Origin of the sequence: Pseudomonas sp. MWU12-2319 (genome assembly GCF_023242525.1) — a bacterium.
Lineage (GTDB): Bacteria > Pseudomonadota > Gammaproteobacteria > Pseudomonadales > Pseudomonadaceae > Aquipseudomonas > Aquipseudomonas gingeri_D.
This window is the reverse complement of record NZ_JALJES010000002.1, coordinates 571,642-586,040: the sequence shown is the minus strand read 5'-3', so window position 1 is coordinate 586,040 and position 14,399 is coordinate 571,642. Positions and strand designations below refer to the sequence as shown.

The following is a 14,399-nucleotide window of genomic DNA, read 5'->3' as shown; positions in this document are numbered from 1 at the left end:
TGGCCGCACTGGATGAACTGCCTCCACTCCAACCAGGATCATGCAAGCTGATCCCCACAATAATCAGGACTGCCCCCATGTCAAAGCCCGAAGTGTATATCGTCAGCGCCGCCCGTACCGCCATCGGTACCTTCGGCGGCTCGCTGAAAGACGTTCCCTTGAGCGAACTGGCCACCACCGCCGTCAAGGCCGCCCTGCAACGCAGCGACGTCAATCCGGCGCGGGTCGGCCATGTGGTGATGGGCAACGTGATCCCCACCGACACCCTGGACGCCTACCTGTCCCGGGTCGCCGCGATCAACGCCGGCATTCCCAAGGAAACCCCAGCCTATAACGTCAACCGCCTCTGCGGCTCGGGCTTGCAGGCGATTGTCTCGGCGGCACAGACCCTGTTGCTCGGCGACGCCGATATCGCCATCGGTGCCGGCGCCGAATCCATGAGCCGCGGCCCTTACCTGCTGCCCTCGGCCCGTTGGGGCGCGCGCATGGGCAATGTCCAGGCCATCGACTACATGCTGGGCATTCTCCATGACCCGTTCCACGGCATCCATATGGGCATCACCGCCGAAAACATTGCCGAACGCAATGGCATTACCCGGCAGATGCAGGACGACCTGGCCCTGGAAGAACAGCTGCGCGCCAGCCGTGCCATCGAAGAGGGTCGTTTCGCCTCGCAGATCGTCCCGGTGGAAGTGCGCAGCCGCAAGGGCACTCAATGGTTCAGTGTCGACGAGCACCCGCGAGCGACTTCGCTGGAACAGTTGGCGCAGATGAAAACCGCCTTCAAGAAAGACGGCACCGTCACCGCCGGCAACGCCTCGGGCCTGAATGACGGCGCCGCCGCCCTGTTGCTGGCCACCGGCGCCGCGCTGCAGAGCGACGGCCTGAAACCCCTGGCGCGCCTGGTGGCCTACGCCCATGCCGGGCTCGAACCGGAACTGATGGGCCTGGGCCCGATCCCCGCCACGCGCCTGGCCCTCAAGCGCGCCGGCCTGACGGTGGCCGACCTGGATGTGATCGAAGCCAACGTCGCCTTCGCCGCCCAGGCCTGCGCCGTCAGCCAGGAGCTGGACTTCGACCCGGCCAAGGTCAATCCCAACGGTTCCGGGATCGCCCTGGGCCATCCGGTGGGCGCCACCGGCGCGATCATCGCCACCAAACTGATTCATGAACTGCATCGCACCGGCGGCCGCTACGGCCTGGCCACCATGTGCATCGGCGGCGGCCAAGGTATCGCCGTTATCTTCGAACGGGTTTAAGGACAACAGAACATGAGTATTCAACGTATCGCCGTGATCGGCGCCGGCATCATGGGCAACGGGATTGCCCAGGTCTGCGCGGTGGCGGGTCTTGAAGTGTCGCTGATCGACGTCTCGCAGCAGGCCCTGGATAAAGGCCTGGCGACCCTGACCGGCAACCTCGACCGGCAAGTGCGCAAGGCCGTGATCACCCCCGAGGACAAGCAAGCCGCCCTCGGCCGCATCAGCCTGAGCAGCGACTACGCGGTGCTGGCCCGGGCCGAACTGGTGATCGAGGCGGCCACGGAAAACCTCGAACTGAAAAAACGCATTCTGCGGCAGGTGGCCGAAGTGGCCAGCGCCGAATGCATTATCGCCACCAACACCTCGTCGCTGTCGATCACCGAACTGGCGGCCGCCATCGACCAGCCCGGGCGCTTTATCGGCCTGCACTTCTTCAATCCGGTGCCGATGATGGGCCTGCTGGAAGTCATCCGTGGCCTGCAGACCAGCGATGCCACCCATGCCCAGGCCATGGCCCTGGCCAGCCAGATCGGCAAGACCGCGGTCACCGCCCGCAACCGTCCGGGTTTCGTGGTCAACCGCATCCTTTGCCCGATGATCAACGAAGCCATCTTCGTGCTCCAGGAAGACCTGGCCAGCGCCGAAGATATCGACGCCGGCATGCAGTTGGGCTGCAACCAGCCGATCGGCCCGCTGGCCCTGGCGGACCTGATCGGCCTGGACACCCTGCTGGCGATCATGGAAAGCCTGCACTCGGGCTTCGACGAACCCAAGTACCGTCCGGCGCAGTTGCTCAAGGAAATGGTGGCCGCCGGTTATCTGGGCCGTAAAAGCGGTCGCGGCTTCTATAGCTACGAGCGCTGATCGTCATGCCCCGTGCAGCCCTCGCCGCCGTGCCGGAAGCCGAGCTTCAGGCACGGGCCTCGCGCCATCTGCAAACCCGCGAAAAAGCCGTGGCGCTGTTTGCCCGGCGCGGGTTCGCCCAGGTGGGCTTGCGTGAACTGGCCGGGCACCTGGGCATCCAGGCGGGCTCGATCTACAACCATATCGAGAGCAAGCAGGCCTTGCTCTTCGAACTGATCGAGAGTCTGCACCTGGAGCTGTTGGGGATTGTCACGCAACCGGTGCGCAGCGCGCGCTCGGCGGAAAAGCGTCTGAACGAGCTGATTGCCGCGCACCTGGACCTGCATCGCGCCAAGGGTGATTTCTTCCGGGTCGCCGAGCATGAGTTCCATTGCCTGGAAGCGGCGCACCAGGCGGCGATCCTGGTCTTGCGCAGGCGCTATGAGACTCATTTGATCAAGTTGCTCGGGCCGTTGGGCTTGTCGACCGACGCCACCCTGGCCCTGACCACCGTGCGGACCTTTCTCTGCCTGCTGAACAACCTGCCGGCCTGGACCGAGGAAGCCGGACTGGATGCGGCGACCTATCGGGCGTTGATGCACAATATCGCGCTGGGGGCGGTCAAGGGCGCGCTGAGCAAACCGCCCTTGTAGGAGCCAGGGGTTACAGGCAGGTTGCTAGCGCGGCCAGCCTTCTCACACCAATCGGCTTGCTGACGGTCGCGTAGTAGTCGACCCGCGTGTCCGCGCCTTCGTGGCGCACGTCGGCAAAAAACTCCGAGCCCCGGGTATAAACGGTCGAGCCGCTCTTGTAGCCGGGTTGCAGATAAGCCGCCGCATCGACACCGAACACCGCCTCTTCCTGCCAGGCAAACTGAATGCACTGGGCCACGACATCCTCGGCCTTGCTCGACGTGAAGCTCTTGGTCGGCCCGGTGGTACGGGTCTGGTTCATCGCAGGCCCCATGCAGCCCGCCAACGCCACTGCCGCCAACGCCCCGATTAACATCCGCATGACCATTCCCTGCCGAAAAAAAGAAGCGACTTTAGCATTGTGGCGACTCAATACGAATCACTACCGCGCAAAAGGCCTCACGCTGTCAAAAGCCGCTCTCCCCGCCCCCGGTCCGCTCGCCTGCGACGTCGCAGCGGGTTGCACAAACGCGCCCGGTTGTCCAAGCTCTGCCCACTGATTCAAGGATGGCTCATATGTTCAAGACGTATTTCAACAGGGTACGACCGGGCCTGTGCCTGCTGTTCAGCGCACTGGCTTGCTCCACGGCCCTCGCCGAAACAGCGCCGGCCCCCTTTCCGGATGCCACCGCCAGCGACCCGACGAAACTCGGCTGGATGATCGGCGCCCCGCCGCCGGCCGATCGCATCCTGCGCTTCGAGGACGGCAGCTATTTCCGTTTCCCGGCCCTGCGCTGGAGCGTCTCGCACTTTCGCCAGTTGATGCCCACCACCAATGTGTCCCGGGGCCTTGAAGGGCCGGTTGCGTTGCCATCGGCCTTGCGCAATGACATTGATCGCCTGAGCTTCACCACCCTCGACACGAAAACGCCGATGACCTGGGAACAATCCCTGGCGGCGACCTACACCGACGGCATCGTGGTATTGCACCGTGGCAAGGTGGTGTACGAGCGCTACTTCGGCTCGCTTACTCCCCAGGGCCAGCACGCCGCGATGTCGGTGACCAAGTCGGTGATCGGTACCCTGGGCGCGACGCTGGTGGCCGAAGGGCTGATCGATGTGAACAAGGAGGTCAAGGACTATGTGCCGGAGCTGGCGAAGTCGGCCTTCGGCAGTGCCAGCGTGCGCCAGGTGCTGGATATGACCACGGCGCTGGACTATAGCGAAGACTACAGCGACCCGAACGCCGGTGTCTGGGCCCACGCCCAGGCCGGCAACCCCTTGCCCAAGCCCGCCGACTACCAGGGCCCGCGCACCTACTACGAATTTCTCCAGACCGTGCAACCGCAAGGTGAGAACGGCAATGCCTTCTCCTACAAGACCGTCAACACCGACGTGCTCGGCTGGGTGATCGCCCGGGCCACCGGGCATAACGTGGCGCAGGTGCTGTCGGAACGGATCTGGAGCCGCATGGGCGCCGAGCAGGATGCTTATTTCACCGTTGACTCGATTGGCACGCCGTTCGCCGGCGGTGGTCTGAATACAGGTCTGCGAGACCTGGCACGCTTCGGCGAAATGCTCCGTAACGACGGCCGCGCCAACGGCCAGCAGATCGTACCGGCTAAGGTGGTCGAGGATATTCGACGTGGGGCTGACAAGGCCGCATTCGCCAAAGCCGGATACTCGCTGCTCAAGGGCTGGAGCTATCGCGACATGTGGTGGGTGACCCATAACAACCACGGGGCCTATATGGCCCGGGGCGTCCATGGCCAGCGGATCTATATCGATCCCAAGGCCGAGATGGTGATCGTGCGTTATGCCTCCCACCCGGTGGCAAGCAATTCGGCGAACGACCCGGTGACCTTGCCGGCGTTCGAGGCATTGGGGAATTTCCTGCTGGAGCATCCGCAGAAGTAACCCGTTCCGGAGCCTGAATCCTTGAGCCTTGCGTCGCCTGAATCGACGCCTTCGCGGGCAAGCCCTGCTCCTACAGTGATGTGTCGTACACAATATGGGTGAGCGACACATCACTGTAGGAGCAGGGCTTGCCCGCGAAGAGGCCCCAGAGCCTTACACCCTCCCCAAGAACGCCTCACTCGCCCGTTCAGGCATCCTCGAGAATCAGGTCCGCGCCCTTCTCCGCCACCATCAGCACCGCCGCGTGGGTATTGCCCGACGTCACGTTGGGGAAAATCGACGCATCGACAATCCGCAGCCCCTTCATCCCATGCACCTTCAGGCGCTTGTCGACCACCGACACCTGCGGATCCGAACCCATCGCACACGAACCGCACAGGTGATAGATCGACCCGCTGTTCTCGCGGAAATACTCCAGCATCGCCGCGTCGTCATTCACCGCCTTGCCCGGCAACACCTCATCGACGGTAATCGCCCGCAAGGCCGGCGCCTGCATGATCTTGCGAATCAGCCGGCTGCCCTGCAACACCTCGTCGATATCCTTCTCGGTGCTCAGGTAGTTCGGGTCGATCAGCGCCGCATCCGCCGGGTTCTTCGAGGCGATCCGCACGCTGCCGCGACTGGTCGGCCGGCACGGGTTGAAGCACAGCAGGAAGCCCGAATACGGCTCCGGCTTGAGGCTGGCCTTGTTGTTCTTCGGAATCTGGTACGACAAGGGGTTGAAGTACATCTGCAGGTTCGGATGCGCCTGCTCTTCATTGCCGCGGAAGAACCCGCCGGCCTGGTTGACGCTCATGGCCAGCGCGCCCTTGCGGGTCAGCAGGTATTGCAGGCCCAGCTTGAGCTGGCCGAACAGCGAGCTCAGCTCATCGTTCAAGGTCGGGATATTGGCCTTGTAGTAGTAGCTCACGCACAGGTGATCCTGCAGGTTCTGCCCCACCGCCGGCAGATGCTTGACCACCGGCACCCGGTGTTCGCTCAACAGTGTCTGGTCACCGACCCCGGACAGTTGCAGGATCTTCGGCGTATCCACCGCACCGGCACACAGGATCACTTCCTTGTTGGCCTTGAACGAGCGCGCCACGCCGTGCTGGCTGATGGAAATGCCGATGGCCCGCAGGTCGTTGTCGAACAACACCCGATCCACCAAGGCATGGTGTTCGACGGTGAGGTTCGGTCGGCTCAGTGCCGGGTGCAGGTGGGCGAAGCTACTGGAGCTGCGCTGGCCATTGCGGGTGTTGACGTCATAGACCCCCGCCCCTTCGAACTTCGGTCCATTGAAGTCGTCGCTGCGCTGATAACCCAACTGCTGGCAGCCTTCGAGAAATACATCGCAGATCGGGTGCGTATGCCCCTGCATCGGCGTGATGCTGATCGGCCCGCTGCCGCCGTGATATTCGGTATCGCCCAGCGGGTGATTTTCCAGCTTGCGGAAGTACGGCAACACGTCCTTGAACGCCCAGCCGTCATTGCCGTTGGCCGCCCAGTCATCGAAGTCATGGGCCTGGCCACGCACGTAGACCATGGCGTTGATCGAACCCGAACCGCCCTGGACCTTGCCCCGGGGCGCGTAGATTTCCCGGTTGTGCAATTGCTTCTGCGGCTGGCTGTAGTACATCCAGTTGAAGGTCGGGTTGTAATACATCTTGGCGAAACCGACCGGGATCTTGAACCAGAACGAAGCGTCCTTGCCGCCCGCTTCCAGCAACAGGACCGAGTATTTCCCCGAAGCCGACAAGCGGTTGGCGAGGATGCAACCGGCGGCGCCCGCGCCGGCGATGATGTAGTCGTATGTCATGCAGGTTACCGCTGATTCGTTGAAAACGCCGCCCTGTCCCAGGGCGGCAGGATGGCTCAGCCCCTGGCCGGCGAGGTGTCTTTCACATCGGCGGGCGTCGGCGCCATTTGCAGGTGCAGCCGCTGGCCGGTGTAGGGCGTGTGCTTGCGCACCACGTCCATGTTCAGCTCGACGCCCAGGCCCGGCTCGGTCGACGGGATGATGTAGCCGTCTTCCCACTGCAGCGGTTTGGTCAGCACTTCGGCGTGGAAACCGCCCCAGGTCATGATGCTTTCCTGGATCAGGAAGTTTGGCGTGCAGGTCGCCAGCTGGAAGCTGGCCGCGGCGCCGATCGGACCGTTGTAGAGGTGCGGGGCGATCTGCGCGTAATAGGCCTCGGCCATGCTGGCGATCTTCTTGGCTTCCAGCAGGCCGCCGCAGCGCGCCACGTTCATCTGCAGGATCGACGCGCCGCCGGCCTGCAACAGCTTGAAGAACTCGTACTTGGTGGTCAGCCGCTCGCCGGTGGCAATCGGGATGGTGGTCTTGGCCGCCACTTGCGCCATGGCGTCTTCCTGGCCGGGCGGTACCGGTTCCTCGAACCACAGCGGGTCGTACTTCTCCAGGCGCTTGGCCAGGCGAATCGCCGACGACGGCACCATCTGCCCGTGGGTGCCGAACAGCAGGTCGCACTTGTCGCCCACCGCTTCGCGGATCTTGCGGCAGAAGGTTTCGCAGCGCTCCAGCACCTCCAGGGAAATCTGGTGACCGGAATAGGCGGTGTAAGGCCCGGCCGGGTCGAATTTCACGGCGGTGAAGCCCAGCTTCATATTCTCTATCGCGCATTCGGCGGCCAGGTCCGGGTCGTCGTAGTCGTACTCGCCACGGCTGTTGACCGGGTACAGGTAGGTGTAGGAGCGCAGGCGCTCGTTGACCTTGCCGCCCAGCAGTTCATAGACCGGCTTGTTCGCCGCCTTGCCGATGATGTCCCAGCAGGCCATCTCCAGGCCGCTGACCACACCCATCATGGTCAGGTCCGGACGCTGGGTGAAACCGCTGGAGTAGGCCTGGCGGAAGAAGCGCTCGATATGGTGCGGGTCCTGGTCCTGCAGGTAACGCTCGAACACGTCCTCGATGATCGGCACCATCGCCTTGGGACCGAAGGTGGCGGCGTAGATCTCGCCGACGCCTTCAATACCGCAGTCGGTCTTGAGCTTGACGAACAGCCAGTACATGCCACCGATGTGCGGCGGCGGTACGGCGACGATATGGGTTTCCAGGGAGACGATTTTCATATCAGGCACCTGCCTTTTTATTGACCAGCGCACGCAGCGCCAGGGCCGCCAGGGTTCCAAGCCCGCCAATAAAGGCGATGTAGCCGAAATAGAGCTTGTAACCGAGGGCGCCAGGGAAGTTTTCCGTGAGATAGCCGTTGATCAACGGGATAAAGGTGTCCGGCAGGTAGCCGACCACCGAGACAATGCCGATGGCCAGGCCGGTGATCCGCAGCGGGATCTTGCAGGTGTCGAGGATCGCCCAGTACAGCCCGCGAATGGCGTAGGTCATCAGGCCGATAAAGATCACCGTGGCCACCAGTACGCCGATGCTGCCCAGCGCCGGGAAGACGATCAGCCCGAGGATGCCGAGGGTCGCCAGCAGCAGTGCAAGGATCAACACCGAGATATTCGAGAACTTGTCCCCCAGGTAGCCGCCGCCGAGACCGCCGATGGGGCGCATCCACAATTTGATGGTGGTGATGGTGCCGGCCATGACCGCGGTCATGCCGCTACCTTGCAGGTAGTCGGAGAAGCTGTAGGTGGCCCAGAAGATGTGATAACCGCAGAACACGATGGCGGTCACCAGCCACAACTCGGGAATCTTCACCAGGAAGGCCAGGTCGCTGAACAGATTGTGCGAGGCTTTTTCTTCCTGGGTTTCAACGGCCGCCACGGACTTGGGGTCCTTGAGCGAGACCAGCACGCAACCGATGGCGATACAGGTAAAGGAGTAGAGGTAGACCACATGTTTGAAGCCTTCGGCCGCCGACTCGCTGCGGGTCTCGGTGGCGTAGGCGAACAGCCCCAGGGCCACGGTGGCAAGCATCGCTTCCACCAGGCCGCGACCGCCGTCGAGGATGCCGAAGAAGCGCCCCTGCTCGGAGGCCTCGGCGATCATCTTGACCCGCTTGAGCACCGAGGCCCAGAAGGTCAGGCCGGTGGTCAAACCCCAGCAACCGAAGATGATCATCAGGCCGGTCATCGACGGTGCGGTGGAATACCAGATCCCCAGCAGGCCGGTGGCGACCAGCGAGAAGAAGATCAGGAAGCGCGGTGCCAGGCGATCCGCCAACCAGCCGCTGGGCAGGTAGCTGAGCAGGAAAATGGTGCCGAGCATCGAGTACAGGTAACCCAGCTCACTGTGATTGATATGGAACACTTCGAGCATGGTGGTCTGGTAGACCTGGCGCAGGTAGAGGATCGGGTAGATCGCCCCGGCGGCCAGCACCAGCAACATCAGTTGGAAATAACGGCTGCCCTTGTCGCTTTTGGCGGACGTGGCGGCGGCGTGAACCTGAACAGCAGCAGGCTTGGACATGTACTGGGACCTCGGGCGATCCGGCAGTGCACGGTCGCCCTTCTCTATTGATTGTTGTTATTGGAATAGCGTGTCGCGTAAAGCCTGTCTCAGTACTTCATGACCACCAGTCGGGTCTGGGTGAATTCGAGCATGCCGTGCTTGCCGTCATCGCCGCCCAGGCCGGAGCGTTTCCAGCCGGCGTGGAAGCCCTGGTAGGGGTCGGCCGGGGTGCGGTTGACGTAGAGCTCGCCGGACTCGATGGCATTCGCCACTTTCATCGCGGTGCGGTAGTTCTCGGTATAGAGCACCGACGACAGGCCGAACTGGTGATCATTGGCCATGGCCAGCGCCTCGTCGATATCACGGTACTTGAGCACCGGCAGGACCGGGCCGAAGATTTCTTCCTGGACGATTTCCATATCCTGGCGGCAACCGCTGAGCAGGGTCGGCGGATAGAAATGCCCCGGGCCTTCGGGGATCCCACCACCGGTTTCCAGCACCGCGCCGTCGGCCACAGCCCGCTCGACCATGGCGTGGATATTGCGCCGTGAGCTGGCATTGACCAGCGGGCCCATCAGGCTGGCATCCGCGGCGCGGTCACCAAACTGCACCGCGCTGATTTTCTCTTTCAGCAGCGCGAGGAAACGGTCGTGCACGCTTTCGTGGACATAGACCCGCTCCACCGCCGTGCACAACTGGCCGCAATGGGTGGTCTTGGAGGCGACGATGGCGCTGGCGGCCTGTTCCAGGTCGGCATCGGCCTCGATGATCGCCGGGGTCTTGCCGCCCAGCTCCAGGGACGGCTTGGCGATATTGGCCTTGCAGTAGTCGAGCACGATGCGCCCGGCGTTGACGCTGCCGGTCAGGGTGATCAGGCCGACGGCCTTGTGGGTGCAGACACTGGCGGCGGTGTCATGGTCCATGGTGAGGATATTCACCACCCCGGCAGGCAGGCTCGATTGCTGCACGGCCCGGGCGATTTCAAAGGCCGAGATCGGCGTGTTGTTGCTCGGGCGCACTACCACGGTATTGCCGGCGATCAGCGCCGGGGCGATCTTGCGCAGCAGGGTGTAGACCGGGTAGTTGAACGGAATCAGGCAAGCGACGACGCCGATGGGCTCGCGCTGCAGGAACAGGTTTTCGTCCGGGGTATCGCTGGGAATGATCTCGCCTTCGATGCGCCGCGCCCATTCGGCGTGGTAGCGGGTGATCTGCGCGGCATAACGGGCTTCGTTGCTGGCGTCGGCGACGCTCTTGCCGGACTCCGCCGCCAGGGCCTGGCCGATGTCTTCGGCGCAGGCTTCAAGGGCGCCGGCAAAGCTGCGCAGATGCTCGGCGCGTTCGATGCTGGTGAGCTTGCCCCAGAGCTTCTGGGCGGCGGCGGCGGCCTCGACGGCTTCGACCGCCTCGACGGAGGTAGCAGCCGGTACGTGGTCGATCAAGGCTTCGGTGGCAGGGTTGTAGACCGCGATCCGGGCAGTACCGGCGGGCTCGACGAACTGACCGTTAACAAAGTTGCGCTGGGTGGACATGTACTGGTTCTCGTACTTTTCTTATCTGAGAAGCCAGCAGTCTTGTCATCCGACGCGGGATGAACAAACGATTAATTCAGGCGGTAAACATTCAAAAAATGCAGGTTACCGCCGGACTGTAGGAGCCGGCTTGCTGGCGATGAACGATAACGCGGTGAAACTGATACACCGCGGTGTCTGCATCGCCAGCAAACCGGCTCCTACAAGGTCCGTATACACCCTTCAGATAACGGGCATGATCACCGGGGTAGAAGGCTCCAGTTGCCGCCGCGCCAGCTCCAGTTCTTCCTGCAACCACTGGCTGAAAATCTGCAACTGGGGGATCTGCGTCTGTTCCTGGCGGGTCACCAGCCAGTAGGACTGGTGACCGTCGACATGCACGTTGAGCACCTGGGTCAACTGTCCGCAGGCCAGTTCGCCGGCCACCATATGCCAGTCGGCGATGGTGATGCCCAAGCCGTCGATGGCCGCGCGAATCGCCAGGTCCAGCAGGTCGAACTCATAACCGCTCAAGGTATCGACGCCACTGATCCGCGCCGCGTCCAGCCAGTGTTTCCAGGTCAGGTAGCGCTGATCTTCCTTGGCCAGTACATGCAGCAGGGTCAGGCGGTTCAGGTCGATCTCTTCCTGCCCGCTCAACTCGCGGGCATAGAGGCTTGGCGAACAGACGGCGATATGCCGCTCGTGCATCAGCAACGAGCTGTCCAGGCCATCCCATTCGCCATCGCCGAAACGGATCGCACAGTCCAGGGTACTGGTCTCGGCCAGGCTGTCCTGCAGGCGTGTGGTGATGCTCAGTTCCAGCCCCGGATGTTGCTGGCGCAGGCGCCCCAGGCGCGGTAGCAGCCAACGGCTGGTAAAGGTCGGCGGCGCATTGATGCGCAGGCGGTTGGCGTGGTTCTTCTCCTGGATGCCGCGCACGGTCATCTCGATCTTGTCGAAGGACTGATGCAGCGCGCGCAGCAACACCCGCCCGGCACTGGTCAATTCGAGGTGGTGATGACGGCGCTCCAGCAGGCTTTCGCCCAGTTGCTCCTCAAGCTGACGGACCTGGCGGCTGACGGCGCTCTGGGTCACGTTCAGCAGCTCGGCGGCGCGGGTAAAGCTGCCGGTGCTGCCAGCCACTTCGAAGGCTTTGAGCGCATTGAGCGCGGGCATTTTGCGTTTCAAGAAAAGACACTCACCAAGGGCGGACGGCCACAAGCATCGCATGGGGCCGGGGGTGGGTAACATTCCTTTTTGTCTATCGTCCTACAAAAAATCAGAATCCTGTCCGCCGCCTCAAAATGTGAGGCCGACGCAGATCTTGAGAACACAACGGAACCTGTAGGAGCAGGGCTTGCCCGCGAAGAGGTCCTCAAGATCGCTAAAAGCTTCGCGGGCAAGCCCTGCTCCTACAGGATGTGTGTCGTGTTCCAGATCAACGATAAAGGAGGTTGCGATCAAAGGTCGCTTTTGCAAGAAAACCGTCGCCCCGAGATAAATAGCACGAGTATTTCGCACAGCCCTCATGAGTATTCAGCACTGGTTCTTTTCAACTTATAAACGCTACCCTGCCCTATAACTTTAAACGGAAAATTTCCACGCACTTACATTGGGCGCCCCCCCACTCTCGCCCCATTGTGTTGCACCTCCCCCAACAACTTATCTTCTCGGGCCGCACAATGGCAATCAACAAAAACACCCCAACCAGAACTATCGGCCTGCTCGCTTTTATATTCACCTGCTGCAATGCCAGCACCCACGGCTTCAGTATTTTTCTTTATTCCGCCCTGTTACCCGAAATCCGCCAGCACTTCTCCCTGAGTTATAGCCAGGCCGCCTCCATTGCCGCGTTGCTGCAACTCTTCTATATGGGCGCTTCGATTGCCAGCGGGATCGCCGCCGCCTGGATCAGCCCCCTGAACATGGTGCGCCTGACCATGCTGCTCAGCCCGGTGCTGCTGGCGCTGGCGGTCGCCACGCCCTGGGTCCTGCCCTTTGCCTTGTGCCTGGCGCTGGTCTCGGCCTGCGCGGTGTCCAACTGGAACGCAATTGCCGCCCTGGCCGGCGAAGTGATTCCCGCGTCCCACCGCAGCCGGGTGCTGGGACTGGCGTCTTCCGGGGCGGCCTTTGCCATCTGCCTGAACGGCATCCTGATCGCCCTGCTCCAGGGTATTTCCCTGGGGGCTTTCTGGCTGATCTGCGCCGGGCTCACCTTGATCGTCACCCTGCTGACCCTCTGGGCCCTGGCGCCCCTCGGCCGCCAGCCGGACACTCGCCCGACGACGGCCGCCTCCCTGGGCCAGGTACTCCGGCGCTGGCTGCGCCTGTGCCTGGAACAGCCCATCGCCGTGCATATCCTGCTGCTCAGTGGCTTTATCGGCAGTATCAGCGGGCCGTTCCTCAACTTCCTCTCGGCCTTCGTCACCGAACGCCTGGGCGCCGGCCTGCAGGTCACCGGCTCGCTCTGGACCTTGATCGGCGCCTGTGGCGCGCTGGGTGGGATGTCACTGGGGTCACTGGCTGACCGCTGGGGGGCGCTGCGGGTGATGGCTATCAGCATCGGCGCCTTCGGTCTGGCCATGCTCGGCCTTCTATTGTACCCCGGCCTGCTGCTGACCTGGCTGGCCGCCGGGTTGTTCGCGCTGTTCTATTTCCCCGTCTGGGGCCTGATGGCCGCCTACCTCAGTGCTCGCCTGACACCCGTGCAAAGCCTGCAAGTGGTGAGCCTGAGCATGGTCGGCTACGGCCTGGGCAGCGCCAGCGCGAACTGGGTCAACGGCCTGTTGCTGCAAGCCAGCGGCTCGTTCGCCATCATCCATGCCTGGATCGCCGGCTGGGTCCTCGCCAGTCTGCTTTTACTGCAAGTCATGGCCCGCCACCAGCGCCGTCGGCCGCTGCTCCAGGAGCCGGTCTGAACGCAGTAGCTGGCGCCCGAGCATCTCCACCATCGCCTCGATCCCCGGTTCCTGGCAGGCCGACGAACGCCAGAGCATCAGCCGGGCCGGCTCGATAGCCGGGAAACCGTCTCGTTCATCGAGAATCCGCCAGCCCTCCGGCACCAGCCGGCGGGCAGTCACCCCCACCGTGTCGCCGCCCTCGATGGCCACGCCGATCCCCCGCGGGCTCTGGCTGGTGTAAACCACGTGCCAGGCCCGACCGGCCTCCGCCAGGGCGTCGATGGCATTGGCGCGAAAGGCACAGCCCTCGGCATAGACCGCCAGCGGCACCGACTGGTCATCCGCCCAGGCACGCTCGTCAGCGGTCACCCAGACCAACGGCTCGTCGCAGAGAAACTCGCCCTGCTGCAGGTTGGCATGCTGCACGCCGAGCACCAGGTCCAGCTCGCCACGCTGCAGGCGCCCGACCAGGGCCACCGAGGCTTCACAGCAGACGTCCGGGCGGACCTTGGGAAAGTGTTCGCGAAAATCCCGCAGGACTCCGGCCAGGCAGTATTGCGCATAGTCCTCGGGCATCCCGACATGGATGCAGGCGAGGTCATTGGGCAGATGGGCAGCGTTGATCGCCTCGTTATGCAGCTTGAGGATGCGCCGCGCATAGATCAGAAAGGTCTCGCCGCTGGGGGTCAGGCTGATGCTGCGGCTCGTGCGATGGATCAGCGGCGTGCCAACCACCTCCTCCAGCCGTTGCAGACTCTGGCTGACGGTCGACTGGGTTTTATGCAGGCGCTCGGCGGCCGCCGAAAACCCCTGGCATTCAATAATCGCCACAAACACCTTGAGCAATGTTCCGTCCAGATGACCTGACATAACTATCGCTCCTGCCGATGGATTCGATCGTAACTCATCATTTCTATTATTCCTGTTTTTAAGCAACTATCGATTCAACGCCGAGACAACTTCGAACCTTGCACTGG

General features: G+C 62.9%; 12 protein-coding genes. 5 read left to right on the top strand and 7 right to left on the bottom strand.

The annotated features are described in order from the left end of the window. Positions 1-77: 77 nt before the first annotated feature. The 3 genes from M5C01_RS05440 to M5C01_RS05430 are packed head-to-tail and all read left to right on the top strand — an operon-like array spanning position 78 to position 2,758. Positions 78-1,259, top strand: a complete 1,182-nt coding sequence (locus M5C01_RS05440) for an acetyl-CoA C-acyltransferase family protein (RefSeq protein ID WP_152737549.1) — start codon at positions 78-80, stop codon at positions 1,257-1,259. A 12-nt stretch (positions 1,260-1,271) separates the two neighbouring features. Next, positions 1,272-2,126, top strand: a complete 855-nt coding sequence (locus tag M5C01_RS05435; protein WP_152737548.1) for a 3-hydroxybutyryl-CoA dehydrogenase — start codon at positions 1,272-1,274, stop codon at positions 2,124-2,126. Positions 2,127-2,131: 5 nt separating this feature from the next. Further along, positions 2,132-2,758, top strand: coding sequence for a TetR/AcrR family transcriptional regulator (locus M5C01_RS05430; protein WP_103498465.1), 627 nt, complete (start codon positions 2,132-2,134; stop codon positions 2,756-2,758). A gap of 10 nt (positions 2,759-2,768) precedes the next feature. On the opposite strand, the gene M5C01_RS05425 is transcribed toward M5C01_RS05430, so the two are convergent. Continuing rightward, the gene (locus tag M5C01_RS05425) at positions 2,769-3,119 is read right to left on the bottom strand and encodes a hypothetical protein (RefSeq protein ID WP_178129766.1); all 351 of its coding nucleotides are present in this window, start codon (positions 3,117-3,119) and stop codon (positions 2,769-2,771) included. Between the two features lie 194 nt (positions 3,120-3,313). On the opposite strand from M5C01_RS05425, the gene M5C01_RS05420 reads away from it, so the two are divergent. Next, on the top strand, positions 3,314-4,654 hold the full coding sequence (locus M5C01_RS05420) for a serine hydrolase (protein ID WP_152737547.1): 1,341 nt from the start codon (positions 3,314-3,316) through the stop codon (positions 4,652-4,654). A gap of 187 nt (positions 4,655-4,841) precedes the next feature. Here M5C01_RS05420 and M5C01_RS05415 read toward each other — a convergent pair whose 3' ends face one another. The 5 genes from M5C01_RS05415 to M5C01_RS05395 all read right to left on the bottom strand — a co-directional run bounded on the left by M5C01_RS05415 (position 4,842) and on the right by M5C01_RS05395 (position 11,710). Then, complete coding sequence (locus M5C01_RS05415) at positions 4,842-6,452, bottom strand: GMC family oxidoreductase N-terminal domain-containing protein (RefSeq protein WP_100943524.1); 1,611 nt, start codon at positions 6,450-6,452, stop codon at positions 4,842-4,844. Between the two features lie 56 nt (positions 6,453-6,508). Beyond that, entirely contained in the window at positions 6,509-7,726 is a 1,218-nt protein-coding gene (locus M5C01_RS05410; protein WP_103498457.1) for a mandelate racemase/muconate lactonizing enzyme family protein, read from the bottom strand. A gap of 1 nt (position 7,727) precedes the next feature. Next, positions 7,728-9,026: an MFS transporter gene (locus M5C01_RS05405; RefSeq protein WP_152737546.1), complete on the bottom strand. Its 1,299-nt coding sequence runs from the start codon at positions 9,024-9,026 to the stop codon at positions 7,728-7,730. An 89-nt stretch (positions 9,027-9,115) separates the two neighbouring features. Continuing rightward, positions 9,116-10,540, bottom strand: coding sequence for an aldehyde dehydrogenase (gene aldA / locus M5C01_RS05400; RefSeq protein ID WP_103498455.1), 1,425 nt, complete (start codon positions 10,538-10,540; stop codon positions 9,116-9,118). A gap of 222 nt (positions 10,541-10,762) precedes the next feature. After that, positions 10,763-11,710, bottom strand: a complete 948-nt coding sequence (locus M5C01_RS05395) for a LysR substrate-binding domain-containing protein (protein ID WP_152737545.1) — start codon at positions 11,708-11,710, stop codon at positions 10,763-10,765. A gap of 494 nt (positions 11,711-12,204) precedes the next feature. Here M5C01_RS05395 and M5C01_RS05390 point away from each other — a divergent pair, with 494 nt between their 5' ends. Then, positions 12,205-13,440 (top strand): MFS transporter, encoded by a 1,236-nt coding sequence (locus tag M5C01_RS05390; protein WP_152737544.1) that lies wholly within the window; start codon positions 12,205-12,207, stop codon positions 13,438-13,440. Here the strand turns inward: M5C01_RS05390 and M5C01_RS05385 are convergent. Beyond that, on the bottom strand, positions 13,381-14,292 hold the full coding sequence (locus tag M5C01_RS05385; protein ID WP_152737543.1) for a LysR substrate-binding domain-containing protein: 912 nt from the start codon (positions 14,290-14,292) through the stop codon (positions 13,381-13,383). The two genes, M5C01_RS05390 and M5C01_RS05385, sit on opposite strands and share 60 nt — an antisense overlap. Positions 14,293-14,399: the final 107 nt, after the last annotated feature.